Consider the following 25,951-nt stretch of genomic DNA (forward strand, 5'->3'; position numbering starts at 1 on the left):
ATAACCTTACCAAAGGCTAGCCAATACAAATTATCAACCACTTAGCAAATTTCTGTCTTTGATGCGATGCTTAACAACACTTGATAAAATTAATGCTGCCAATAGCTATAACTGCTTTTCCACCCCCATTATGCTAAATTTATAGCGAACTTATTTTTAAAAAGCCTAAAAACAAGTCTTTATAGATCTTTACGATTTCTTGAAAATTAAACACCCCGATTTATCTTTGCAAAACACGCGATGGATAATTTTAAGTTAATTTTAGCCAAGCGTTCTTGATATGCTTCGCTCCATCCTCTATTTGAGTTACACCTGATGGAGAATAAATATCTATGTCGAAAACAATAGCTGGCCCTGAAATTGAGCGCCTTATCCAATTATTGGCGCGGGTGCCTGGGCTTGGGCCCCGTTCTGCGCGGCGAGCTGCATTGCAATTGGTTAAAAAGAAAGAAGCATTGTTAGCACCGCTTGCAAAAGCGATGCAAGATGCTGCCGATAATGTTAAGGTTTGTTCAGTTTGCGGTAATATTGATACAATAGATCCCTGCTCTATTTGCTGTGACCCAAAACGCGATGACGCTATTTTAATTGTTGTTGAAGATGTATCAGACCTTTGGGCACTGGAGCGAGCTGGTACCATGGCAGTAAAATATCACGTCCTTGGCGGCAGATTATCGCCCCTTGATGGTATTGGTCCCGATCAACTCAATATAAAATCATTGGTGAGCCGCGTTGCACAAGGTAATATAAGGGAAGTTATTTTAGCGGTAAATGCCACAGTAGAAGGCCAAACTACTGCCCATTATATCACAGACCTAATTGAAGAGTTCAACGTCAAGGTAACACGCCTTGCCCACGGTGTCCCTGTGGGTGGTGAGTTAGACTATCTTGATGATGGCACTCTTGCTGCGGCTCTTAAAGCTCGCACTAGCCTATAGTATGATTTTCATCACAAAAGCTTTATCATAAAAATTTATAAGCACTTTATGAGGCGAGCCGATAGTAAATACCGGCTCGCTTTAATATTTTTAAAATTTAGCGGTTAAAGATACAAAATAGCTTCTGCCATTTTCAGCATAATTTGATTCAGCTTTTGGCTGGTTATCAAAAATATTATTAATGCCTGCTCTTACCGTAAAGTTTTTGGTTGGATCATATTTTACCGAGAAATTGGTAATATTATAAGCGGAAACATTTTGCGCTGATAAAGTTTCTGCAATAGTATAATCAACCTGCTTGCCATAAAAATCCATCGATGCGGTCATAGCAAGATTTTCTAGGGCTTGCCATGTTAACTCGGTATGGATTGAATATTCTGGATCTGCTGAAAGCGGCTGACCCGTTTCAAGGTTTTTTGACTCAATAAGATAGGTTGCCGTATTATTCCATGTCCAGTTAGGATGGAAATAAAGGGTAAAATTACCTTCAAGACCTTGCGTTCTTGCTCTATCGACATTCACCTGTTGCACATATTTCGTGCCATTAGGCATGATAAGAGTTGCGACGCGAGCTGAGGTAATCTTATCATCAATCTCATTATAGAAATAGGTAAGCCCGGCATCAAACATGGAATGCATGTAATAGCCGCCGACTTCGAAACTATTGCTTGTTTCAGGCTTCAAATTTGGGTTACCAACCATTTCGCATGGGCCGCCCACAGCACCGCAGCCGCGACCGCGTGATGTTTGCACCCAATGAGGGTTGAGCTGACGTAGATTTGGCGCTTTAAACGCCTGCGCCCAACCTGCCTTCAATGTTAAAGCGTCATTAACATTATAGTTGAAATAGACGCGTGGGCTGGTATGGGTACCAAATTTTTCATGGCGATCAACACGTAAGCCAAGGGTCATTTTCAATGCATCAGTTAAATGAACCTGATCTTCAGCAAAAATAGCAGCCGTCCACATTGTTGTTTCTGGTGAGCCTTTTGTACCAAGCCACGTATTTAACTTGCCGGTGTTTTCATCATCGACCATTTTTTCGTGACGATAATCGCCACCAATAGTCAAATCCTGCTTAAAGCCCATCAGTGTAAGCGGCATTGAAAGCTTACCATCAAGAGTTGCGGTAGTCACGGAAATAGCGGTTGAACCAGTGACTGCACCGGCACGGTTTGTAGTATTATGAAGATTTTTGGCTTCTTCAATTTGTCCCGTAACGGTTGATGTTCCAAAGCCCCAATCCCCAATGTGGCGAATAGAACCGTGAACACGACGAATTTCAGTTTCGCTATTATCGACTTCGTTAGGTTCAAGCCAAGGCTTGTATTTCTGCCTTGCTCCGCCACCTTCAAATTCAAAACGATGATCCTTATTTGGTGTCCAAGTGAAGCGACCATTAAGATCATAATCATCAACGCCGCGTGGCACTTGTAGGCCATCATGGTCATTAGGATTTGCTGGCTTTTGACGACCAATGCTACCAAAACCCATGAAGTCCAACTGGCCGGGAACGATTGCACCACCAATAAAGCCCTTTGCTTTACGAGTTGTGCCTGTGCCGCTGCTTGATGGCGCAATATATTCGGTTGTTAATGAGCCAGTCCATTTACCTTCTGGACGTTTGGTGATGATATTGACAACACCACCCAAGGCATCCGAACCATAAAGGGTTGACATTGGTCCGCGAACAACTTCAATGCGATCAATTGCGTCAATTGGCACCCAATCAAGATCACCATTATAGTGACGCATCGTGGTAAGACCAGCATTAACACGCTTTCCATCAATTAAAATAAGCGTATAGCCTGACCCCATGCCGCGCATACTAATGCCGCGTGTACCATCGCTACCAAAACCGACATTAACGCCCGGTACAGTACGCAAAATCTCAGTAATATCAGGCACTGCACGTTGTTGTAACTGCTCTTGCCCAACAACGGAAACACTAGCAGGCGCATCAACCAAATTTGTAGCCACAGATGTACCAGTAACTACAACCGTATCTAATAGCACAGTATTGCCGTTGCGACTTTGCCCTTCTTCTTCAGTGCTATCTGTTTGCTCGGCTGAAGTTTGAGCAAAAGATTGCGGTACTAACGATAACAGGCTTACCCCTACAATAAGCGCTCCTATCGTTGCTGATAGTTTCGTTTTCATTCCACTCTCCAAATATGATAATCGATGTCATATTAAAAGACTGATGAAATTAATTTTTTTTAATGTCAACAACTGGCAAGGCATAAAATACAGTTATTTAAGCGTCTTTAGACATATTATAAAAACGACAATGAAATATGGTTAAAATTTTATAAATTGAGCTAATATATTTGCAGCTTCAGCCCCCAAATTGTCCTGCATTTTTTCCAACATATAGTCAATCGAATCACAAATTAGGCTGAAAATCGACTATATTTTATATATTGCTATCATTACAGCGCTCTAATTTTCAACCACTGCATATTATGTCATTTTAGTTTTTTCCCGCTTAATAATTAATGAAAAAACAGAATTTTTAAGACATTTTAGCAATTTGACATGTAAAGACTACAATTTTTAAAAATAGCTTATCAAGTTAAATAAAATCGCCATTTTTAATGCAAAACCATCCCCCTTTGATTGACCAACGCCAACACATAAGCTTTTAGGGCAAAAGACCTAGCTTTTAAGTAAAACATAATTTTATGTCTGCTTATAAATAATATATTCATATTTTTAAATATATTTAACAAATAGCCCCCCTAGAAATAGTTGGGAGAGCGGCAATATAAGACGGCTAAAGGTCTTGTGCTAATTTATGCACTAGTTTGTAATTCGAGGTTTTAATGAAAACTGCAACACTACCTAACGGTATTTCTATACCGGCTCTTGGCCAAGGAACATGGGGCATGGGGCAAGGCCGTCTGCCAGCGGGCGAAGAGGCCGATGCTCTACGTCATGGTATTCAAAGGGGCATGACCCTTATCGATACTGCCGAAATGTATGGTGATGGCGGTGCAGAGCAAGTGGTAGGCGAAGCCATGCAAGGGTTTCGTGATGATGTTTTTCTTGTCGACAAGGTATTACCATCCAATGCCTGCCGCCTACGCATACAGCATGCATGTGAGCGTAGTTTACGCAACCTCGATACGGAGTATATAGACCTATATCTGTTACATTGGCGAGGGGCTTTTGCACTGGAAGAGGTCGTTGAGAGTTTTGAAGCCTTGAAAGAACAAGGCAAGATAAAACATTGGGGCGTGAGTAACTTTGATATTGCAGATATGGAAGAACTCCAAAAAATAGCGCCATCAAACTCTATTATTACGGATCAAGTGCTTTACAATCTTTTACGACGTGGGATAGAGTTTGATCTTATGCCTTGGTGTAAAAGCCATGCCATTCCAATCATGGCTTATTCCCCAATTGAGCAAGCGCGTATTTTAAAATATCCACAATTACATCAAATAGCCCAAAAATATCGGGCAACGCCTGCAGCGATTGCACTTGCCTTTGTGTTACGCATTGAAAATATCATTGCTATTCCCAAAGCGTCAGATCCAATCCACATAGATGAGAATCTCATGGCATTAACTATTCATTTGACTGAAGAGGATTTGTTACTATTAGATAAAGTTTTTTCAGCACCGACGTCCAAAACACGCTTAGAAATGCTGTAGAAACTTTTAGAATGCCAGCGTTAAATAAAATAGCTTCATTACTTTAAAATGTGCGGTCACAAAATTTTAAAGCCGCACATGCTAAAAAATTTAAATAGCCTATCTCAAGCGAAAATTTCCACGGGATACTAGTTTCAAATTTTCAAGTTCAAGAATAATCCTTGCTCCGCCATCTGGTTTATTTTCAAATATTGGTTTTGCATCAAATTGCATGCTCAATTTGGAAATGATAAGGTGACCTAAGCCTTTACCACTAAGACTTTTATTTTTAGCCATGTCATCTGGGAAGCCTTTGCCATTATCCTCAACAATGAGCTTCAATGTGCCGTCGTCATGTCCTTTTAATGTAACAGCAATAATTCCTGGTTCTTGAGGTATAAACGCATGCTTGACTGCATTGGTTACCAGCTCACCTGCAATAATTGCCAAAGTTGTCGCATCACGGGCGCTAATACGAAGACTTTCAATATTGGTCTTTATCGTAATCCTTGCCCGCTTCGGTTGCGGTAAAGACAGCTCAATATCATTTATAACTGTTTCAAAAAAATCTTTAGTATCAGCTGTATCCATGTCTTCCGACAGGCGCAACCGCCTATGAGCTGTAGCAATAGTCTGTATATGATCGCGCGCGACTATAAGGGCTGATTTCACCTCATCTTTATTAGATTGATTGATCTGAATGGATAATAAGGACGAAACCGTTGCTAAAGAATTGCCAATGCGGTGACTTGCATCTTGCAATAAAAATTCAACACGCTGGCGCTCTTTTTCAGCATATTGTGTTGCAGTTTCCAACTCATTGGTGCGCTCCTTTACACGCTGCTCCAATAGAGCATTTTTTAATCCCAAACGATTTTGATAATTTTTTAATTGCTTCACGTCACGATTTAACTGCTGATTTACAAAATAAGCTAAAACAAAGGTGGTTATAATTGCGGTTAAAGCGATATAGTTAAGAATTGAGCGTAAAAGTCTAAGTCGATCATAATTGGAAATTAGTAAATGTTCTTCTTGCTCAATGAAATTGACAATCAGCTTAGTAATAGGACCTGTTGTTAATCTTTCTTCTACACGCGGCTTCAAGGCAGCATCAACTTTATTAGGTAGCAGGCGAGTGATAGACATCAATTGTTTTAAATATTCCCGCCTTAACAGAACATTTATAGCAACGTCTTGGTACCATGCCTGCCACACTGCATTGCCTCGGGTAATGCTATTAAGTTGGCCAAGATTAACGTCAATCTCCTCAGTACTATGCGTGAATTTTTTATCATATTCAGGATTTCTTGTTAGGTAATAAGCACGCTCGGCTTCTGTTTGCGCAATAAGATTAAGTAAAAGATGATCGCATAAATGTCTAAGCTCTGTGGTCGATGATACGGCTAAAAGATGGCGATCAATCGCTTTAGACAATGGAAAAACGGCTGCAGCTGCCGCAATGACAAGAAATAATGTCAACGCAATGGCTTTTTGCCTTAACCTATTCGTGGCCGTAGTACTTGGTGCAACCTTTATATCTGGATTGATTGGGGGTAAATTTGATAATGAACTATTGGACATACAATTTCCCCAAATGTAATTATAATAATAATGGTATTATATTTTATAATATTAGTATTTTATTATAAGTAATTCTTTCCTCACTTATATGTAGCGAATATAAAATATTAAAAGGGGTATCTTTTATTTTTTTCATACAATCTATATTGTAAAGTTGAATGATTTTTATCGAATTTTGTATTTTGAAAATATCAAGATCTTCTCGCAGTCACTAAGACGCCTATTAATTTTAGCAAATAATATAAGAATCTTTCGTAATAACGAGAAGAAGAGAAGCAGAGAATGTCAATTTTTAAAGACTCATCGACACATTTATCGGGAAACTTATTTCCTGCAAAATACACAAATGTAGCTGTAATCAACGCGTCCCGAACTCAACCGAGTATATACCAACTCTTCGTTTCCATTCTTGTATATTTTTGCAGTCTATTGGGCTTTGTTCTTAAATAAAATTATGCAGCTAGCGTTTCACTTATTGCATTTTAATTGATAACTCTGCTTCGTATCGTACCATAAAATTGCTGAGACTAATGATTTCGTTATATTTTCAAGGGCAAACAGCTCCTAGAAAAGCACCAATTATATAAAAACAAACAAATAGGCGCTTTATGCATTAAAGCATAAAGCGCCTATTTTGTAGTTTGAGTAATTCAATTAATATACTATCAAATTATTGTTCTGGCATTTTACTGTTCAGGTGGTGCAGATGGAACTGGAACAGAGCTCGGCGTAGGAACATTTGCTGGGGTACTTGGTACCGGCACATTATTTGGCATAGGTGTTGGAACAGGAACTTGATTAACCGCGGGCTGCTCAATTTGTGCTGGTTGGCGTACAGATGGAACGGAAACTGGAGCTGAACCATTTGCTATGTTTCCATTTTGTGCCCACTGACCTTTGGCAATCCAATCATCAATAACCTGTTTAAAGATATTGTCACCAAAATCACCTTTATCAATGACAAACTCACCTACACGACCATTTTCATAAATAACAGGCATGGCAATCCAGCGAAACTGACGCATCACGTCAAGATTAAGATTGCGGTTACTCCCGCTTGCATTTGAAGATACTGCAATAATAAAGAAATTTTGATCAACCTTGACTGGCAACATGCCAGATAATTCCTGCCCTGTTGAATTTTCTGCAGCTTTAAATAAAACTCTTCCAATATCTGCAACAGATCCACCATCAAAATTTTCAGGAACAATGAAAATCATATCGATCAAAAAATCTGCTCTAATTGAAGGATCATCATTGCGGCGAATTGTAATTCTTGCTGACAAGTCCTTTTCAGGAATGATAATATCGCCACGTATTGCAAGCTCATCAGGACCGTTGTCCTTACCCTTATTACGAATAAGCTTCCAATCAACCATACCGGGACTGGCAGTGGCAGGCAAAATTGAAGTTGAACGTTCATAAAACTTTGCCACTGAACTACGTTGAGCAATTGATGTTGCTTGGCTTAATGATGTACCTTCACTGCCTGTGTCAGCGCCTGATTGTGAAAGTCCGGCGGTAACTTCGCGTCCGTCAGGCAATAATCTTGTTGTAATTTTGTCCGGCTCAGAAGCAGTAGGATCGCTTTGTGTCGCCTGATCGGCGGGCTTTGGTGGATGGACAAGTGGGACTTCTCCATTTGAGTCACTCTCCCCTTCCACAGGCGCTATGGTATCAGGTGTTGTTATTCCTGCCTGTGCATTACCATCGACATTTTCGCTTACCGCAGGCTTTGGCTCTACGACTGCACTATTTTTTTGCCCTTCTAAATAAAAATAAACACCAGCTGCCAAAGCTGCAATTATAATGGCAAAAACAAATATAATGATGACAATATGGCTGCGTGTGCGATTTTGCTCACGTCTTGAAGATTGACTGAAGATATCAGAAACAAGGTCAAAATTATCATCCATCTTGCGTATTGATGCATCGCCCTTTTCCAGTGAACGATCATTTGAGGTTAGTAGATCATCATTTAATGATGATGCCACCTTTACCTCTTTAGCTTGGCTGCTAGCATCAACTTTTGTAGCTGAACCGCGCACCAAAGGTGGCATCGGCATGATATCATCAGTTTGACCGCGTGCCACATCTTTGCGGGCACCAGCAATATCACGCTCCGCAGCAATATCAAGATTACCATCGAAAGCTCGATAAGCAGATGGATCAAAATTACTGTTTTCAGTTTTGCGTGGCGAGATGGTTTTAGCACCTTCAATACTCAAACGAGCATCGACTTCAAGTACGGCCTTTTCTTTTGCATCAAGATGTTGTTCACTCGCTTGCCTTGCCAATTCCTCATCGCGCGCTTTTGACTTAGCTTCGATTATTGCAGCTTCTTGGGCTGCCGCATGATCCAATGCTGCCAAACGTGCGCCTTCATCTTCGCTAGCGCTTGCCTCAGCTGCTATCTTTTCTTCTTCCTCAATCTTGGCTTTTTCTTCCGCTTCAAGTCGCGCTTTTTGTGCAATTTCTACCTCTTCTTGTGCAAGACGAAGTTGCTCAGCCTCATATTTTGCGCGTTCTTCTGCTTGTTTTAAAGCTTGCTCTTCAGCAATTCGGCGTTCTTCTTCGCGCTTACGCTCATTTTCTTCAAATTTTGCACGTTCTTCTGCTTGTTTTAAAGCCTGCTCTTCAGCAATTCGGCGTTCTTCTTCGCGCTTACGCTCATTTTCTTCAAATTTTGCGCGTTCTTCCGCCTGCCTTAAAACTTGCTCTTCAGCAATTCGGCGCTCTTCTTCGCGTTTACGCTCATTTTCTTCAAATTTTGCACGTTCTTCCGCCTGCCTTAAAACTTGTTCTTCAGCAATTCGGCGTTCTTCTTCGCGTTTACGCTCATTCTCTTCAAAACGTGCGCGATCCTCAGCTTGCTTTAAGGCTTGCTCTGCAGCAATTCTGCGCTCTTCTTCACGTTGACGCTCATTCTCTTCAAAGCGTGCGCGATCCTCAGCTAGCTTTAAAGCTTGCTCTGCAGCAATACGACGTTCTTCTTCACGTTCACGCTCAATTAGCTCTAATCGTGCTTGCTCGGTTGCTACTGTTTCATCTTTGAAAGTTTCAGTAGCTTCTACGCTATTTTCATTGCTTAAGCGATGTTGATCGGCAATCGGCAATATGAATGTATCAGATAGTGGCTCCACATGAGCAGGTTCGTTAACGCCATCAAGACTATGCTCCTCGGACTTAAAGACCTCAGAACTTTGAGACACCATATCAATGTTTGCATTAACGCTATCATGTGCAGGCAATATGCTTGGCTCAGTCGTTAACTCCTGATCGTTTGTGTCTGTTTCATTAGCTGAATGATCAACGACAACTTCAGAACTATATTGTTGAGTTTTAAGCGTGCCAAGCCGTTGGCTTTCGGCTAAGGTTTCCTCTTGATATTTGTCTTCATCAAAAGAAAAATCCAAAAGCTCATCAAGCCCTTCTTGTGCAAGATAATAAGCCTCAACTTCATCAATTGCACGCTGCAATATTGCACGCTGCTCATCGACAACCTCTTGCGCAAGCGGACTTTCGGAAAGTTTACGCTCAACTGCGGCCTTTGCACGTTCATATATACGCTGCCGCAACTGCGGCGTCATATTACTTTGTGCGTCTATGGTTTTTTTTAAAAGTCCTACAAAGTCTGCCATAAAGCGATAAATCTCTTACATTTAGTACTTGTTTTCATATATATAAGCTTCTAATGCATTTATGGAAGAGTGTGAAGCCGTTTTGTATAAGAATCCGATTAAGGGTTAATAAAACCACATTTTAGCTTAAAAATAACCGCCTATTAGCCATGCATAGCATTGGCGCAATATACTAAATTAGTTAAACAGCTTAATTATGCGAAATTAAATATTATAAACTAGTGTAAATTAAGGTGAGTCGCATTCTACAGCGGCAGCTAATATTTTTTAGTTTTTAATAACACCGGCAATTGTTGACTGTATTTAAAACTTTTAACGTCAAACTCTAAGGCTTAACTGATTTTAAACAAGCTTCTACCCATTTTATTTAATATTTAAAAATATCAAACGCATTTGCTACGATCACAAGCATATTTTATTTTAATTAATTTGGTATATAACAAAAAGCCAACTTGAACTAACAAGCTGGCTTTGAATTCAATCATTATATACTCTAGTTTAAAATGGCCAAATGCTGCTTTTCTTACCTGATTTAGCCTTACGTTCACGCTCTTTTTGCGCTTCGTCAGGACCTTGCTCATTAACTGGTGCGGTGGCAGCAGGTTGGCGATAAGCAATAGGCGGCTCACTTAAATATTTACGCTCTGTTGCGGTGCCGCCGCTAGCTTCTTTTTTACGACGCAAATATTCTTCGCGTTGCTTTTTCGCAACAGCCTGAGTAGGCATTCTATCAGCACGATCAGCAGCAGCATCAATACCAGATGATAAATAACGCTCGGCATTACCTGGAGAACTGGTGATTGGCGATACATAATCAGGATTATTTTGATTAGCTGTCGCCTCAGCACGCAACCGATTGCGTCTTTGTTCAGGTGATTCTGGCCAATCTGGCGAACCTGCACTTGCAACACTTTGCTGAGGGGTTGGCAAATTGGTTTTTGTTGCCTCATTAGGGCGCACAAGTTCAGGTCGTGGCTTTACTTCAATGCCGGAATTTTTATTTGTCCTAAATGAGAAAAGGTTTGAAAAATCATCGACCATTTGTTGGCCGGATGATTTATCCGTACCATAGGTTGGGCCGCTGACACAGCCAGACACACTAATGCTCAATACTAGAGTTCCAGTAATGATAATACCTGTTTTTAGTTTGCTCACCTTAGTCATCATCCTTTTTAGGATCAATCATCTTGGGCCAGTTTTACAACCAATAAAGACGACTATTCATTTTTCAACCAAATAGTTCGCTTCAAACGATCTATTTCTTCAATTATTATATGGCGATAATATAATACCACATTATGCCGATAACGTAACCTATCAAAATTACGGTAATTTTAGCCATGCTAGCAATTATTTACCGATTAAACTACCATTAAATTTTTCAGAAATCTGTAATCAATGGTATTTTAAATTGCTGACAAATAATGCCTACAGTCAATAAATCACAAGCAGGTGTCGCAAATTTAGACAAAAAATGCAAGATTTTAATATGCTTGCATCCTTAGTCCACTTGAATCCTACTATATATCCTTGCATCATGACACATAATCATAAATCAAGAGCATATGATTAAATTTCGCTTAATGCATAATTCAGGCAGCAGCAAGGCAAAAATACGTTGAAAGCGGTTAAACTTTCAACGTACTTAATTTAGTTAGTCAAAAGACCTAATTCTTTTAACTCCCGCAATGCCAATGCATCGCGCCCTGAGACATCTGGATATTCTGGATCACTACCAACATCCTGCGTATAGCGCCATGAACGCGCGCATTTAACGCCCGTTGCTTTTTGTGGCAACACGGCAACATTGGCAACTTCATCCATACTAAATGCGTCACCAGGTGCTGGCGCATTGGTGATCATAATATCACTAGTGATAGCAATTTCGGCCATATCAAGGCCTTCAACTGCTTTCAACAATTCAACATCATTGATATAAACAATTGGTGCAGCTTCAAGCGAAGAACCAATGCGCTTATCAGCACGTTCAAGTTCTAAGGCGCCAGTAATCGCTTTACGCACATGGCGCACTTTACGCCAACGCTCAGAAACTTCATCATTGCGCCACTCTGCCGGTGTTTGTCTAAATTGCTCAATATGCACAGTTTTTGCATTTGGATAATGGGCAAGCCAAGCTTCTTCACAAGTGAATGGCAACATAGGAGCAAGCCAAGTAACAATACGTTCAAAAATATGGCGCACGGTTTGCAAGGCGGCCTTACGGCGAATGGAGGATGGAGCATCGCAATAAAGCGAATCTTTGCGGATATCAAAATAAAATGCCGATAGATCAACAATACAAAAATCAAGCAAAGCACGACTGATGCGTTTAAAATCAAAAGCATTATATTCTGTGCGTACCAATTCGTCTAATTCATAAAGGCGATGAAGCATAAGTTTTTCAAGTTCTGGCAAATCCGCATAAGCAACATCTTCGCCGCTATCATGGGCAAGAGTACCAAGCATCCACCGCATAACATTGCGCAATTTACGATAAGAATCAACACTGGTTTGGAAAGTATTCTTCCCAAGGCGTTGATCTTCCCAATAATCGGTATTCATCACCCAAAGACGCAAAATATCAGCGCCAGATTGTTTGATGATTTCCTGCGGTGCAATAACATTGCCAACCGCTTTTGACATTTTTCGGCCCTTTTCATCCAAGGTAAAACCATGGGTTAGAACGGCATTATAAGGCGCGCGGCCGCGTGTTGCACAACTTTCTAACATTGATGAGTGGAACCAACCGCGATGCTGATCTGAACCTTCAAGATAAAGATCCGCAGGCCATTTAAGGTCAGGACGGTCTTCCAAGGTGAATGTATGAGTGGAACCAGAATCAAACCACACATCTAAAATGTCACTTACCATCTGCCAAGGTTCACCTGCACGGCTACCAAGGAAACGCTCACGCGCACCTTCTTTAAACCAAGCGTCTGCACCTTCTACTTCAAAGGCTTCTAAAATGCGTGAATTCACCGCTTCATCGAGTAATATCTCGCCGTCTTCATTGGCGAAAATAGCAATTGGTACGCCCCATGTACGTTGGCGCGATAACACCCAATCAGGGCGATCTTTCATCATCGCATGCAAGCGATTTTGCCCAGCTTGCGGCACAAAACGTGTTTCCTCAACCGCTTTTAAGGCACGGCTACGCAATGTTGTGCCATCGCCAAGATCTTTGTCCATATAGACAAACCATTGCGGTGTATTGCGATAAATAACCGGCTTTTTGGACCGCCAACTATGGGGATAATCATGAGTGATCCGGCCACGAGCGAAAAGATGATTGCGGGCAATCAACTCATCCATCACAGATTTATTGGCGTCCCCCATTTTACCATTATCATCGATAACACGGGCCGCGCCACCTTCACGATCAGCGCCAAAGCCCGGTGCGTCACTGGTATAAAAACCACCATCATCAACAGGGAAAGGAATACTTGGATCAATGCCAAGACTTTGCAATTTACGGGTTGATGAAAGCCAGATGTCAAAATCTTCACGACCATGGCTTGGCGCCGTATGCACAAAGCCAGTACCTGCATCATCGGTAACGTGATCGCCATCAAGAAGGGGGACAGTAAATTCATAGCCGCCGCCAAAACCTTGCAATGGGTGGAATAGGAGAGTTGCGTCAAGTTCATCACTATTGACATCGCGCAACTTTTTAAAGCTAAGCTTTGCTTTTTCTGCGCAGGCTTGTGCAAGATTATTAGCAAAAATGACTTTTTCACCAACTTGCGGCCCAAAATCATTTTCAGCCGCTACAATCTCATAAAGTCCATAGGCAATTTTTGACGAAAAAGAAACAGCGCGGTTACCTGGAATTGTCCAAGGTGTCGTTGTCCAAATAACAACAAATGCGTCTTTAATATCTTCTGCCTGTGTATCTTTAACTGGAAATTTAACCCAGATAGCATCAGAAACATGGCTATGGTATTCAACTTCAGCTTCAGCCAAAGTTGTGCGTTCAACCACTGACCACATAACTGGCTTTGAGCCGCGATAAAGCTGGCCACTCATAGCAAATTTCATCAATTCGCCGGCAATACGCGCTTCGGCGTGGAAAGCCATAGTCGTATAAGGCTGTTCAAAATCACCGATAACACCAAGGCGCTTAAATTCTTCTGATTGAAGTCCAATCCACTGAGCTGCAAACTCGCGGCATTCTTGACGAAATTCATTGACTGGAACATCGTCTTTATTTTTACCAGCATTGCGGTATTTTTCTTCAATTTTCCATTCAATTGGCAAGCCATGGCAATCCCAACCGGGGACATAATTGGCATTAAAACCACGCATTTGAAAAGAACGGGTAATAACATCTTTCAAAATTTTATTCAGCGCATGGCCGATATGAATATTGCCATTGGCATAAGGAGGGCCATCATGCAAAACATATAGAGGACGGTCCTTTGCTTCTTCGCGCAACACTTTGTAAAGATTCATTTCTTGCCATTTCGCCAAAATCTCTGGCTCACGCTGCGGCAAGCTTGCGCGCATGGGAAAATCTGTTTTTGGCAAAAATAACGTGGTGGAATAATCAATTGTCTGGTTAGTATCAGTCATTGAAAAATCTTTCTGATTGTCTTTTTGACAATATAATTGGAAATAAGCTTATTATATTGAAATGATCAATATAGGCAAATTGGAATTGGCAACAAAGCGCAATAGCGCTGACTTTAATTAATGGTTACCCACCATTAACGGCATAAAATCCCCGGACCTTTCCATGACCTAATTGGTCAGATAAAAGGCCGGGCGACTAATTCGCCCCTCAATTCGTCTGCTACATATTATAAATATATTTTTGCCATAATGTTTCATAAATGCCTTTTACAACGGACTTTATCGAAATAAAACAAAAATTATCTAAAATTATAGAAAAAAGCCATTTCCTTACAGGCTATAGAGAAATGCAAATGATTTTTATATCGTAACGGTATTTAATTTTCACAAAAATCAACTAAAAAGATATTGCAATATAAAGTCATTATTTTATGATTTTGAGATTAGGAAATATCCATTAAACTAATGGTATAGCACATTATTTTACGCCCATATGGTTATTTAAAACAAGGCTGGACTTCATGAAGAAAATTTTGACCAGTGCTTTTGCACTCTTATCTTTAAGCGTATTGAGTAGCGCAAACGCCCAAACAACTCCTCAATCGGCAGTTGAAGCATTAATGCAATGCGACGGCAATTTTTTTAAGGAAATTAAAAATATACCTAGCCTAAAAGGGATAACAAGCCAACTGAATACAACCAATATTGAAGCGAAGGGAAGTTTATCCATACCTTTAAATTATACATCCCCTGAAGGTATAAAAATCAATAAATTCACGATTGATTATTCTGACTTTGATTCGCTTAAGAAGCTTGGAATTTCTGGACCACAAGGCAAATTTTATTATTGGGGATTTGAAACAAAACAATCATTAAAACAGATTATCTCTTTACTCTCTAAAAATAATCAATTGATTCAAGATAGAGGTATTTATATTTATAATCCGATGATAAAAACGGGAAAGAATGGCAAATGGCAGCCAAATAGAGCTGCATTGCATGGAACCATGCCAAAACCAAAAGTTGCTGAAAAAGTGCTTATTATCGAACAAAGTAAAAAAACAAATGTTGTCAGTATTTCTTGCACTTTACAGGGCAATGTCAGCAAACAAGATCTTATTGCAGCCGGACTGCATAAAAAATAAGTTAAAAACAGAATTTTAAGATGCTCATAAAAATCCGCCCTATGCGCCAAAATGGCAAAGCATAGGGCGGATTAAACTATTATTGCTGATGGAATTCGGTTTCAATAACCAAATTTACATCATCGCTAACCATTGGCACCATAGCGCTTAAACCAAATTCAGAGCGCTTGATAACGCCTTTAGCTGAAAAACCAAGAGCTGCCTTTTTAGTCATTGGATGTGGAGTAAGAGCTGTATTAAAAGTAACATCCAAAGTTACAGGCTTGGTTACACCATGGAATGTCAAGTCACCAGTTACTTTACCAGTTTTTTCGCCAGTTACTTCAATCGCAGTTGATTTGAAAGTAATGGTTTTATACTGAGCAACATCAAAGAACTTTTCCCCAGCCAATTCTTCATTAAACTTATTTGGTTCTGACTGGTGATTGGTATCAACCGAAGCTGGATCAACAGTAACTTCAAGAGTTGATTTTGAAACATCTGATGGATCGAGAACAAGGTTACCCTCAATCTTGTCAAAGCGAGCAATATAATTTGAAAGACCAAAGTGTGAAACACTCCAAAGCAAATTAGTGTGGTTTGGATCCAAAGAATAATTGCCTTGTGGAGCCTCAATTGAAGCAGCATGTGCAAAGCTGCTGCTTACAGCAAGTAGAGCAACAGTAGCAAGGGTCTTGATAAGGCGCATGAAAAATTCCTTTTAGTTTATGATAACTTGTCCTTAAAGTATCTCAATAGAACCATTTGTGAAGTGGATAAATCGTAACGACTTGTTTCCATTTCTTTGACAGTGAAGACATATATTTGCGTTGCCAATATTCTGCATAGAAGTATGACCTATAGCATTATTAAACTAGGCGCCAATTATTACCCCGGAAAACGTCTACAGCTAATTGCACAAAAATTGAGCAATTATTATTTTCGATCGAAAATAAATCTAATTCCGCGTTTTATTTAATCAATTTTTGCTGAGTAATTACGCATAATGCCTAAAATCTATAAGCCATGCAAAAATGCATAGCTGCCTTGCTATAGTGTTAGTTGTATTGTGATGAAAAAAAGAGCAATATTCAGAGGTCTCAAGAATTTGTCTCCTCCCATTGCATTTTCTTGAGTGTTCCCCTCTGAAGGTTTTGCCCTAGATGGCACCTTCATAACTTGCCGGACTTTTGTCCGGCTTTTTTTTTGGCTTTTTATCTTATACTTGTTTTGCATTGAATTATTTTTTACTGATGTAAAATCAATGCGCGCCATACTTTGAATACTCATTGTCGATTACAGCCAATATCAAAACCCAACCCATCTAGACTTTTCAAAACATCAAAATTTTTCAACATATAATCTAAGAAGAGAAAAACTAGTATTTTTTGCTTATTGATCAAGATTGTCGTCAAGGCTTTTCATTTTTGCCATTTTGTGTATTTATAAGAAATATTAATATTGCCATTAAGGCATAGAAAATGCCAAAAATCAGCTGATAAGAATTTATTGATCATTTTAGATTAAGTTGCGCAAAAATGATCTGGAAGGAAAGCCTAAAGAGATGAACTGGATTACAAATTTTGTTAGGCCCAAAATTAATTCAATGTTGGGTCGACGTGATATGCCTGAAAACCTATGGATCAAAGATCCTATCAGCGGTGAAATGGTATTCCATAAGGATCTGGTTGAAAACCAATATGTGATTCCCGCTTCTGGTCATCATATGCGTATTCCGGTCAAGGATCGCTTAAAGCATTTTATGGATGATGGCGTTTATGAAACTTTGGAAAACCCCAAGGTTGTGACCGACCCGTTAAAATTTCGCGATGAAAAGCGTTATATTGACCGCCTTAAGGATTATCGTTCCCGCACGGGCATGGATGATGCTATCGTTAATGCACGCGGCACTATTGAAGGTTTGCCAATCATTGCAACCGTTCAGGATTTTTCCTTTATGGGCGGATCTTTAGGTATGGGAGCTGGCGAAGCAATTGTAAAAGCTTTTGAAACAGCCATCGCCGAACATCGCCCACTTGTTCTATTTACGGCATCGGGCGGCGCACGTATGCAAGAAGGTATTTTATCCTTAATGCAGATGCCACGCACCACCGTTGCGATAGAGCGTATGAAAGAAGCAAAACTCCCCTATATTGTGGTATTAACTAACCCAACAACTGGCGGCGTTTCTGCCTCTTATGCAATGCTTGGCGATATCCATATAGCTGAACCAGGTGCAACAATTGGCTTTGCTGGTGCCCGCGTTATTCAGCAAACAATCCGTGAAACTTTGCCTGAAGGCTTCCAAAGCGCTGAATATCTTAAAGACCACGGCATGGTTGATATGGTGGTTTCCCGCCTTGACTTAAAAGAAACCATTGCCCGTCTTTTGCGCTTGATGATGAAAATGCCTGCACCGCAGCCAGTCGAATCAATTATTGATGAAGCTGTCAACCAACCTGCAGCATAATTGCTTAATTTATCCCCCTATCAATATTAATAGGGGGATAGAGAAAAATATATAAGGCACTTTTATTTAAAAATTTTAGTTTTTATCAAAAGCACTTTTATTCCTTTATTTTTTGATTTCTTCACCAGGATACACCCCCCAAAGGTCCATTTGCTTTAAATAGCCACGGTAACCATGGATTTCCATCTCGCACCACATGCCATCGCAAGCACGTACATTGCCTATAACGCCTGATTGCACTTCTGCGACCAAGGCGCCTTCGTTATCAGGTGTTTTTCGCATAACAAATAATTGGTCATCCTTAACCCAAGGCGCAGTCATGGCCGTACGCCTTCCATCAAGCTGCCCACCATTTACCCAGCCTGTTTCACCATTTGCATCACGAATACGGCGCCATTGATCATACTCAGCTATAATTTCAACAGGCAACCCTTTTTTCTTGTAAACCCAGGCAATTTTATATTTATTTGAGTCGGGACCAACACGAACATTGATTTTGTCAAATTTCAAACTAACAAAGCGCGGAATTGGTAATTGGCTATTTTTGCCAAGATTTGTCGGCGCAACTTGCGCGGTTTCGTTTACCACCCCATTATCTTGGCTTTCAGAATCTTGGGCCATAGCCAATTCGCCCCCAGCCAATAGGGTCGCAAATATCAAAAGCGATGTTCTCAAAATAGCAGAAAATTGCACAACCAACCTCATTGTCATTCCAATTAAATTTTTATTGCATTTAAACTGGCAAATGCTAAACATTTGAATAGAATATGCAGTCAGCATATCTCATTATCCGCATAGCTATATGCCAAGCTGGTTAATGAGCAGTCAATAGAATGCAAAATATATGATCTTTGTTTATTGTTAGTTTTTATTAACAGGCATCTTTAAAATATACGGACGTTCTTTTCAACTTAACAGGTTGATTAAATTGTATAATTTTTTAATTTAAACATTTGGGATACGGAATGAGCGATCAAAAAAAGCCACTTGTTGTTTTAACTCGTAAATTACCTGATCCGATTGAGACGCGAATGGGAGAGCTTTTTGACGTCCGTCTTGCGCCAGACCAAGCAATGACTAAAAGCCAATTGATTGAAGCAATAAAAATTGCGGAAATTTTGGTTCCAACGATTCATGATCGCATTGACGCTGAATTAATTACAAAAGCAGGACCACAATTAAAACTTATCGCAAGTTTTGGTAATGGCACTGATCATATTGACGTTGCTGCAGCCACTAGCCGTGGTATTATTGTTACCAATACCCCCAATGTTTTAACGGAAGACACCGCAGATATGACTATGGCACTTATTCTTTCAGTGCCAAGGCGTTTGGTTGAGGGTGCTAATGTTTTAAACAGTAAATCTGGAAATTTTTGGCCCGGTTGGTCACCAAATTGGATGCTAGGCCGGCGAATTTGGGGTAAAAAACTCGGTATAATTGGCATGGGACGCATTGGTACAGCCGTTGCAAGACGCGCACGCGCCTTTGGGCTTTCCATTCATTATCATAATCGCCGTCGCGCCAATAACGCTATTGAAGATGCTTTAGGTGCAACCTATTGGGAAAATCTCGACGAGATGCTCAAAAATATGGATATTGTATCCATCAATTGTCCATCAACACCTGCAACATTCCATTTACTTTCAGCCGAGCGACTTAAAGCAATGCAAAAAAGTGCTTATATTGTTAATACCGCGCGTGGTGAGTTAATTGATGAAGAAGCACTTATCACCGCAATTGAAAATGATCACTTAGCTGGTGCTGGTCTTGATGTATTTGAAAATGAGCCCACCATTAATCCACGCTTGCTTGAGCTTGCCAAAGGTGGTCGGGTGGTTTTACTACCCCATATGGGTTCAGCAACCATTGAAAGCCGGATTGATATGGGCGAAAAAGTCATTATCAATATCCGCGCATTTGTCGATCATCATCGCCCACCAGACCGCATTCTCCCAACCCGCGCTTAACGCCAATTTCAATCAAAACAGGCGATTTGGATATTTGAAAAGCCAGAAAATCACGTTCACTAAAAAACGCATTAGCTATTACGAAAATGACTGTAGCATTAATTGGCGCAGCCATTTTTGTATCTGATCGTGATGATTACGTTCATGCCATGCCATAATTTTTGTATAGCCGCTAATCTCCAAAGGTGGCGGTAGCAATGCTAAATTGGTAAAGCTTTTAGCCAGTCGCTCGGGCGCAACGGTTATAAAATCACTTTTTTGCAAAATACTAGGTAACATTAAAAAGCTGGTTACGGATAATGACACTCGGCGCTTACGACCAATTTTTGCCAATGCTTCATCGCTAACGCCATAAAATTGCCCACCATCATTCGACACCAAAACATGTTCAAGTGAACAAAACTCATCAAGCGTCAATTTTTGTTTGTGCGCCATAGGGTGATCTTTACGCAGCAAACAAACATAACGCTCATGATAAATAATACGACTACGTAATAATGGTGGTGAATTTTTTGGGTCGGTTAAAATAAGATCTAGTTCACCGCGCGCCAACATCGATTGCACATCAACATGGTGGTAAGAAATAAAAGAAAGATTTACCCGTGGTGCAATTTTTTTTAATGCAAGAATAAAGGGAAGCCCAATCACCTGCATATCATTATCATTGGCGGCAATTTTGAAGGTTACATCTAAAAATGCTGGATCAAAAACCACCGGTTGAATGAGCTTATTAATGTCAGACAAAATTTGCTTAACCGGCGCTGCCAAGCTTAAGGCGCGGTCGGTCGGCACGATGCCATGCGAACTTCTCACAAATAATGGGTCATTAAATTTGTCACGCAATCGATTTAACATGCTGCTCACCGCAGGTTGCGTCAGTGATAATTTATTAGCTGCTTTTGTAACATTACACTCTTCTAAAAGTGCATTTAAAGCTTTTAATAAATTAAGATCAAGCGTCTTGATATTATCCATATTTATACCAATTATACAAATCATTTATTTTACTGATAACAGCAGCTGGGATAGGCTTCAAGCAGATTTATTTTTAGTTAGGATTAATTCAAATGGCAAAATTGCGTTATCTCAATACAGCATATAATATTAAAAACCTTGATTTAAAAAACCGCGTTGTTATGCCGCCAATGTGTCAATATCAAGCACAGGATGGAATGCCTAATGAATGGCATCATATTCATTATGCATCGCGCGCTGTTGGCGGTGTTGGACTTATCATTGTTGAAATGACCAATGTTGCCGCCAATGGGCGTATTTCACCTAATTGCCTAGGCTTATGGAATGATGAACAAAGAGATGCATTTAAACCAATTGTTGATGCTGCCCATCAACAAGGCGCAAAAATAGCCATCCAAATTGCCCATGCAGGACGCAAAGCGCTTGGCACAACCAATGTTGTTTCATCTTCAGCCATGATATATGATGGAAGTGCTGACGCAGGGGATGGCAAATGGTCTTATCAAATGCCCCACACATTGAGTATTGATGAAATTGATGAAATAGTGGTAGCATTTCGCAATAGCGTTAAACGCGCTGTTGAAGCTGGCTTTGATGCCATTGAATTGCATGGCGCCCATGGCTATCTCATTCATCAATTCTATTCGCCTAAAATGAATCTTCGCGATGATGAATATGGCAAAGACAAAATGCTATTTGGTGAGCGGGTTATTAAAGCTGCAAAAGAGGTTATGCCGGCTGAAATGCCCCTTTTTGTACGAATATCAGCACAAGAATATGGCGAAAATGGATTTGATGTTGATTATGGATGCCAAGTTGCCAAACGTTTTGTTGCAGCCGGCGCAGATGTTCTTCATGTGAGCGGTGGCGGAGACGGTAAATTAGACCCCAACCATACACCAACTTTTCATGCTGGTTATCAGGTATATCTTGCAGATGCGGTTAAACAAGCAACGGGCGTTCCGGTTATTGCGGTTGGCATGTTAGATGATCCGCAGGTTGCTGATTTTGTGTTAAGTAGCAATGCAGCTGATCTTATTGCGGTCGGCAGAGGCTTATTACGCGATCCCTATTGGCTATTAAACGCCCAATATAATCAAAAAGGTGCAGATTTTAGCCCTATAGATTTCGTGCCAAAATCCTATAATCGCGCTTTTTAATATATTTTTTGAAACCTACGCCTCCATGAATGCCATGAATACTTGACTATATTGTAACAAAAAGCACTTATGGAGGTATTATTTACTCAACCCTTTACACAGCAAAAAGGATATCCATAACCAATTTCTCAGCCCTTGCCCTTATTCCATTTTTTCATTATAGCAAACATGAATAAAAATTATAAACTGCAATGCTTTATAAATGCGTAGTTTGTAAGTCGTAAAGCAGTGATACGAGTAACATCACATCATTGATAAAGGTAGGAATAAAAAAATGCGATTGGGCGGCCGTCTTCAAGCAGCGATTGAAGTTTTAAAAGATATTGAGACACGCAAACGTCCTGCAGCTGACGCATTAAAAGATTGGGGACTTTCCCACCGCTTTGCAGGATCTGGCGACAGGGCTGCAATAGGTAATATCGTTTATGATGCTTTGCGTCGCCGTCTATCCATTGCTTATCGCATGGGCGATAATAGTATTGAAAAATTAGCTTTTGGCGCTTTAATGAGCGAAGGCGGTATGAATTTTGCAACCCTTGATGCTGCATTGCATGATGACCGTTTTGCGCCAGAACAATTGGATGGAGACACACGCAACCATTGGCAAAATGCCAATCTTGCTGATGCTGCCGATTATATACAAGCTGATATTCCACAATGGTCTATAACTTATTTCCGAGACCTATTTGGCGATAGTTGGATTAAAGAGGCCGCGGCCCTTGGCGAGCGCCCGCCACTTGATTTGCGCGTTAATAGTTTAAAATCTAATCGCGAACGCGTGTTGAAAGAGCTAGCAGAAACACATGCTCAGCCAGTTGACTGGTATGATGAAGCAATTCGCATTGCCCCCATTGAAGGACTAGGCCGCCACCCAAATGTGCAAGCTGAACCGGCTTTCCAAAAAGGTTGGTTTGAAGTGCAAGACCTTGGCTCGCAAATTGCAGCTCACTTGGTTGATGCTAACGGCCATGAACAAATTCTTGATTATTGCGCTGGCGCTGGTGGTAAAACCATGGCCCTTGCCGCCCAAATGGATAATCGTGGCCAAATTCACGCATATGACGCGGAAAAAAGCCGTCTTGCGCCAATTTTTGACCGCTTGCGCCGTGCCGGCGTGCGCAATAGCCAAGCCCATGCTAATCTAAAAGAATTAACCCCATTAAAAGGCCAAATGGATTGTGTATTGGTTGATGCACCATGCACAGGTACTGGCACATGGCGCCGCCGACCAGACGCGAAATGGCGCCTTACTGAAACACAGCTAGAACGCCGCGTTGAAGAGCAACGCCAAGTGCTTGATAATGCCCTTGAGTTTGTCAAAGATAATGGCCGCCTTGTTTATATTACTTGCTCACTTTTTGCGCCTGAAAATGATGAGCAAATAACCAGTCTTTTGGCACGTGAACCCAATTTGCAAAAAATCGATATGCAAGACCTATGGCAAAAGCGCATGTCGGCCAAAAGCCCAGCACCACATTTTTCAAAGCATGGTATTGTTTTGTCACCTAAAAGCACGCAGACAGATGGGTTTTATATCAGCGTCCTTGAAAAGAAAGCATAATGGCAATAAAGGCAATTTTAACTGAAAAAGCGGGTAAAAAATTTCTGTTTCTCATGGCAGCTCAAGCTGAATATGGGGAAAAGCTAAAACAGATTTTTACCCCGCTTTTTATAGGTGTTGGGCCAGTTGAAGCGGCCGTAAATACCGCCATTGCATTATCAAACTTAAGCGCACAAAATTGCCTACCCGATTATGTCATTTCTCTTGGCTCTGCCGGCGCACAAAATTTGCATCAAACGGGCGTTTATCAAGTAGCGTCGGTTTCTTGGCGCGATATTGATGCGAGCGCATTTGGCGTTGAAAAAGGCTTAACGCCATTTTTAGACCTGCCAAAAGAAATAGAATTGCCATGCTTTTTAAACAACCTGCCAAAAGCTCGGCTATCAACCGGCGGTAATGTTGTTTCAGGCAGTGCCTATAATGAGATTGATGCAGATATGGTTGACATGGAAACCTATGCAGTATTGCGGGCATGCCAACAATTTAATCTGCCGCTTATTGGTTTGCGCGGTATTTCTGATGGCAAACATGAAATCAACCATATTGACGATTGGCAGCTATATCTCCATATAATTGATGAAAAGCTAGCCAATTGCGTCAATGAATTATTGAATGTGCTTGCAAAAACTTAAGCTATTTCATTTTAAACCATTTCATTTTTAAAATTGAGTTTGAATCCAAATGGAACTACCTGCAGACTTGCGGCAAGCTGGTGAAGAGCTTTTAGCCAATGTTTCAATCAACGAGTTGAGCAATGCCTCAAAACGATTGAGCCAGCGTTATCGTACTGAAACACGCGATGGCCGCATGCATCTTGATAGTTCCATGGCGGCAAAAGCCTATATTGCTGCACGGCTACCGGCAACCTTTGCCGCCACCTATAAGGCGCTTGATGAAGCTTATGCTGTGCTCGGAGATTTTGCTCCTAAAACTATGCTTGACGCGGGCTCTGGACCCGGAACAGTATTTTTTGCGGCGCGCGAAGTTTTTGAAACCCTTGAAAATATAAGCCTTTTTGAGCAAAGTGGTGACATCCAAAAAATTGGCGAGCAATTATGCCAAAAAACCAGCCATACCAATCAAACGGTTACATGGTGCCATGAGGATTTAAGCAAACAAGCAGCTCTTGACGCTCTGCCAATTGCTGACCTTGTCACCTTGGGTTTTGTTCTTGATGAATTGCACGATGAACAGCAAGATAGGTTGATAAGCAGCCTTTGGCAAAAATGTGCAGGTGCATTGGTGATTATTGAACCCGGCACGCCCGCAGGTTGGAAACGCATTTTACGCCAGCGGCAAAACCTTGAAAAGCTTGGTGCCTTTATTGCTGCCCCTTGCGCACATTTAGCCCCCTGCCCTTTAACTCAATTAAATGCAAAAATTGACAGCAAAACCCAAGAGGATTGGTGTCATTTTTCGGTGCGCCTCGCACGCTCAAAACTTCATCGCCTTACCAAGCAAGCAGAAGTCCCTTATGAAGATGAAAAATTTTGCTATCTTGTTGCGTCGCGTTTTGCACCACAACCGATTGAAGCGCGTATTTTAAGCAATCCACAAAAAAGCAGTGGCCGCTTTGCTTTTAAGCTTTGCACTGATAAAGGCAATGTTGAAATACGCCAAATTACGCGCCGTGACGGTGATTTATTTAAACAGGCGCGCCGCCTTGAATGGGGCGATGCCTTAAAGAGCGGTTGATTACATTCAACAATATCGGCTGCGGATTTGATCTTAAAAAACACAATAATTTTTGTGAGACCATCAATAATTATTAATTTATATTCCTAAGGGAACTCATCAGAAAATATAAATTTTCCATTTTTGCGACTTTCTTCTGAAGTATTTATATGGTGCAAAAAAGAAGAAATGACGGTATCGATTAAATATCTACATGCATCATCTTCATTAGCGAATTCTTTAACGTCATATCGATTTCCTCTCTCACTATAAAAACAGCCCAATCTTCTTTCGGTAAATAATTATAAGTGATACAATGACACACTCTATTTCCAAGAGAGTTAAATGCAAAAAGATGGCTAGATAATCCTAATTTCGAAAAATAGTTTTTTGTTCGGGAGATATTTAAAGGTTTTTCTTTTGAAACCATCATTCTTATTTCCTTATTGGCTAATTGTTACGGCGTATGTGTTCAAACCGTTTCACCAAAAAACCATTTAAACGCATTATTTCACGAACAAAAAAACTAAAATTTTCTCGTGAAATCCAATGGATAGATATGGTTGTGCCATTTATTTTACCCCAAAGCCACGAATAATAAAAGATTAAGCTGCATAAAATTATTCGTTGCAAAGGACAATTCTTGT

At 40.6% G+C, this 25,951-nt stretch carries 18 protein-coding genes; 9 read left to right on the forward strand and 9 right to left on the reverse strand.

The window, feature by feature from the left end; translation table 11 throughout:
- The first annotated feature begins 332 nt into the window (after window positions 1-332).
- Complete coding sequence (gene recR / locus N6B01_RS10310) at window positions 333-938, forward strand: recombination mediator RecR (RefSeq protein ID WP_262078631.1); 606 nt, start codon at window positions 333-335, stop codon at window positions 936-938.
- Between the two features lie 90 nt (window positions 939-1,028).
- Here the strand turns inward: recR and N6B01_RS10315 are convergent, their stop codons facing one another.
- Window positions 1,029-3,098 carry a TonB-dependent receptor domain-containing protein gene (locus N6B01_RS10315; RefSeq protein WP_262078632.1) on the reverse strand — a complete coding sequence of 690 codons (2,070 nt, stop codon included), beginning with the start codon at window positions 3,096-3,098 and terminating at the stop codon, window positions 1,029-1,031.
- A gap of 665 nt (window positions 3,099-3,763) precedes the next feature.
- Here N6B01_RS10315 and N6B01_RS10320 point away from each other — a divergent pair.
- Window positions 3,764-4,597 (forward strand): aldo/keto reductase, encoded by an 834-nt coding sequence (locus N6B01_RS10320; protein WP_262078633.1) that lies wholly within the window; start codon window positions 3,764-3,766, stop codon window positions 4,595-4,597.
- Window positions 4,598-4,696: 99 nt separating this feature from the next.
- Here N6B01_RS10320 and N6B01_RS10325 read toward each other — a convergent pair whose 3' ends face one another.
- The 4 genes from N6B01_RS10325 to ileS form a co-directional block, all read right to left on the reverse strand.
- Entirely contained in the window at window positions 4,697-6,157 is a 1,461-nt protein-coding gene (locus N6B01_RS10325; protein ID WP_262078634.1) for a sensor histidine kinase, read from the reverse strand.
- Window positions 6,158-6,843: 686 nt separating this feature from the next.
- Entirely contained in the window at window positions 6,844-9,798 is a 2,955-nt protein-coding gene (locus N6B01_RS10330) for a hypothetical protein (RefSeq protein WP_262078635.1), read from the reverse strand.
- A gap of 498 nt (window positions 9,799-10,296) precedes the next feature.
- A complete protein-coding gene (locus N6B01_RS10335) occupies window positions 10,297-10,953 on the reverse strand; it encodes a hypothetical protein (protein WP_262078636.1) in 657 nt (218 codons plus the stop codon).
- Between the two features lie 495 nt (window positions 10,954-11,448).
- Window positions 11,449-14,370: an isoleucine--tRNA ligase gene (gene ileS, locus N6B01_RS10340; RefSeq protein ID WP_262078637.1), complete on the reverse strand. Its 2,922-nt coding sequence runs from the start codon at window positions 14,368-14,370 to the stop codon at window positions 11,449-11,451.
- Between the two features lie 521 nt (window positions 14,371-14,891).
- Here ileS and N6B01_RS10345 point away from each other — a divergent pair.
- Window positions 14,892-15,515 (forward strand): hypothetical protein, encoded by a 624-nt coding sequence (locus N6B01_RS10345; protein WP_262078638.1) that lies wholly within the window; start codon window positions 14,892-14,894, stop codon window positions 15,513-15,515.
- A 79-nt stretch (window positions 15,516-15,594) separates the two neighbouring features.
- Here N6B01_RS10345 and N6B01_RS10350 read toward each other — a convergent pair whose 3' ends face one another.
- A complete protein-coding gene (locus N6B01_RS10350) occupies window positions 15,595-16,203 on the reverse strand; it encodes a YceI family protein (protein WP_182417693.1) in 609 nt (202 codons plus the stop codon).
- An 855-nt stretch (window positions 16,204-17,058) separates the two neighbouring features.
- On the opposite strand from N6B01_RS10350, the gene accD reads away from it, so the two are divergent.
- A complete protein-coding gene (gene accD, locus N6B01_RS10355; RefSeq protein ID WP_182417694.1) occupies window positions 17,059-17,964 on the forward strand; it encodes an acetyl-CoA carboxylase, carboxyltransferase subunit beta in 906 nt (301 codons plus the stop codon).
- Between the two features lie 105 nt (window positions 17,965-18,069).
- On the opposite strand, the gene N6B01_RS10360 is transcribed toward accD, so the two are convergent.
- Window positions 18,070-18,585: an SH3 domain-containing protein gene (locus N6B01_RS10360; RefSeq protein WP_182417695.1), complete on the reverse strand. Its 516-nt coding sequence runs from the start codon at window positions 18,583-18,585 to the stop codon at window positions 18,070-18,072.
- A 344-nt stretch (window positions 18,586-18,929) separates the two neighbouring features.
- On the opposite strand from N6B01_RS10360, the gene N6B01_RS10365 reads away from it, so the two are divergent.
- Complete coding sequence (locus tag N6B01_RS10365) at window positions 18,930-19,934, forward strand: 2-hydroxyacid dehydrogenase (RefSeq protein ID WP_262078639.1); 1,005 nt, start codon at window positions 18,930-18,932, stop codon at window positions 19,932-19,934.
- Between the two features lie 78 nt (window positions 19,935-20,012).
- Here the strand turns inward: N6B01_RS10365 and N6B01_RS10370 are convergent, their stop codons facing one another.
- Complete coding sequence (locus tag N6B01_RS10370; protein WP_262078640.1) at window positions 20,013-20,909, reverse strand: LysR family transcriptional regulator; 897 nt, start codon at window positions 20,907-20,909, stop codon at window positions 20,013-20,015.
- A 92-nt stretch (window positions 20,910-21,001) separates the two neighbouring features.
- On the opposite strand from N6B01_RS10370, the gene N6B01_RS10375 reads away from it, so the two are divergent.
- From N6B01_RS10375 to N6B01_RS10390, 4 genes are all read left to right on the forward strand, one after another.
- Window positions 21,002-22,069 (forward strand): NADH:flavin oxidoreductase/NADH oxidase, encoded by a 1,068-nt coding sequence (locus N6B01_RS10375; RefSeq protein WP_262078641.1) that lies wholly within the window; start codon window positions 21,002-21,004, stop codon window positions 22,067-22,069.
- Between the two features lie 274 nt (window positions 22,070-22,343).
- Entirely contained in the window at window positions 22,344-23,630 is a 1,287-nt protein-coding gene (locus N6B01_RS10380; RefSeq protein ID WP_262078642.1) for an RsmB/NOP family class I SAM-dependent RNA methyltransferase, read from the forward strand.
- A gap of 14 nt (window positions 23,631-23,644) precedes the next feature.
- Complete coding sequence (locus tag N6B01_RS10385; RefSeq protein WP_262080646.1) at window positions 23,645-24,262, forward strand: 5'-methylthioadenosine/S-adenosylhomocysteine nucleosidase; 618 nt, start codon at window positions 23,645-23,647, stop codon at window positions 24,260-24,262.
- 49 nt (window positions 24,263-24,311) lie between these two features.
- Entirely contained in the window at window positions 24,312-25,325 is a 1,014-nt protein-coding gene (locus N6B01_RS10390; protein WP_262078643.1) for a small ribosomal subunit Rsm22 family protein, read from the forward strand.
- Between the two features lie 181 nt (window positions 25,326-25,506).
- Here the strand turns inward: N6B01_RS10390 and N6B01_RS10395 are convergent, their stop codons facing one another.
- Window positions 25,507-25,737, reverse strand: coding sequence for a hypothetical protein (locus N6B01_RS10395; RefSeq protein WP_262078644.1), 231 nt, complete (start codon window positions 25,735-25,737; stop codon window positions 25,507-25,509).
- Window positions 25,738-25,951 lie beyond the last annotated feature (214 nt).

Source organism: Bartonella sp. HY406 (assembly GCF_025449315.1).
GTDB lineage: Bacteria > Pseudomonadota > Alphaproteobacteria > Rhizobiales > Rhizobiaceae > HY038.

Bases quoted from the DNA above. Each gene is read 5' to 3' on its own strand.
- N6B01_RS10390 (WP_262078643.1), top strand. From the start codon at position 24,312: ATGGAACTACCTGCAGACTTGCGGCAAGCTGGTGAAGAGCTTTTAGCC.
- N6B01_RS10360 (WP_182417695.1), bottom strand. From the start codon at position 18,585: ATGGCCCAAGATTCTGAAAGCCAAGATAATGGGGTGGTAAACGAAACC.
- N6B01_RS10395 (WP_262078644.1), bottom strand. From the start codon at position 25,737: ATGATGGTTTCAAAAGAAAAACCTTTAAATATCTCCCGAACAAAAAAC.
- N6B01_RS10380 (WP_262078642.1), top strand. From the start codon at position 22,344: ATGCGATTGGGCGGCCGTCTTCAAGCAGCGATTGAAGTTTTAAAAGAT.
- N6B01_RS10350 (WP_182417693.1), bottom strand. From the start codon at position 16,203: ATGCGCCTTATCAAGACCCTTGCTACTGTTGCTCTACTTGCTGTAAGC.
- N6B01_RS10315 (WP_262078632.1), bottom strand. From the start codon at position 3,098: ATGAAAACGAAACTATCAGCAACGATAGGAGCGCTTATTGTAGGGGTA.
- recR (WP_262078631.1), top strand. From the start codon at position 333: ATGTCGAAAACAATAGCTGGCCCTGAAATTGAGCGCCTTATCCAATTA.
- N6B01_RS10330 (WP_262078635.1), bottom strand. From the start codon at position 9,798: ATGGCAGACTTTGTAGGACTTTTAAAAAAAACCATAGACGCACAAAGT.
- accD (WP_182417694.1), top strand. From the start codon at position 17,059: ATGAACTGGATTACAAATTTTGTTAGGCCCAAAATTAATTCAATGTTG.
- N6B01_RS10365 (WP_262078639.1), top strand. From the start codon at position 18,930: ATGAGCGATCAAAAAAAGCCACTTGTTGTTTTAACTCGTAAATTACCT.
- N6B01_RS10370 (WP_262078640.1), bottom strand. From the start codon at position 20,909: ATGGATAATATCAAGACGCTTGATCTTAATTTATTAAAAGCTTTAAAT.
- N6B01_RS10325 (WP_262078634.1), bottom strand. From the start codon at position 6,157: ATGTCCAATAGTTCATTATCAAATTTACCCCCAATCAATCCAGATATA.
- N6B01_RS10320 (WP_262078633.1), top strand. From the start codon at position 3,764: ATGAAAACTGCAACACTACCTAACGGTATTTCTATACCGGCTCTTGGC.
- ileS (WP_262078637.1), bottom strand. From the start codon at position 14,370: ATGACTGATACTAACCAGACAATTGATTATTCCACCACGTTATTTTTG.
- N6B01_RS10375 (WP_262078641.1), top strand. From the start codon at position 21,002: ATGGCAAAATTGCGTTATCTCAATACAGCATATAATATTAAAAACCTT.
- N6B01_RS10345 (WP_262078638.1), top strand. From the start codon at position 14,892: ATGAAGAAAATTTTGACCAGTGCTTTTGCACTCTTATCTTTAAGCGTA.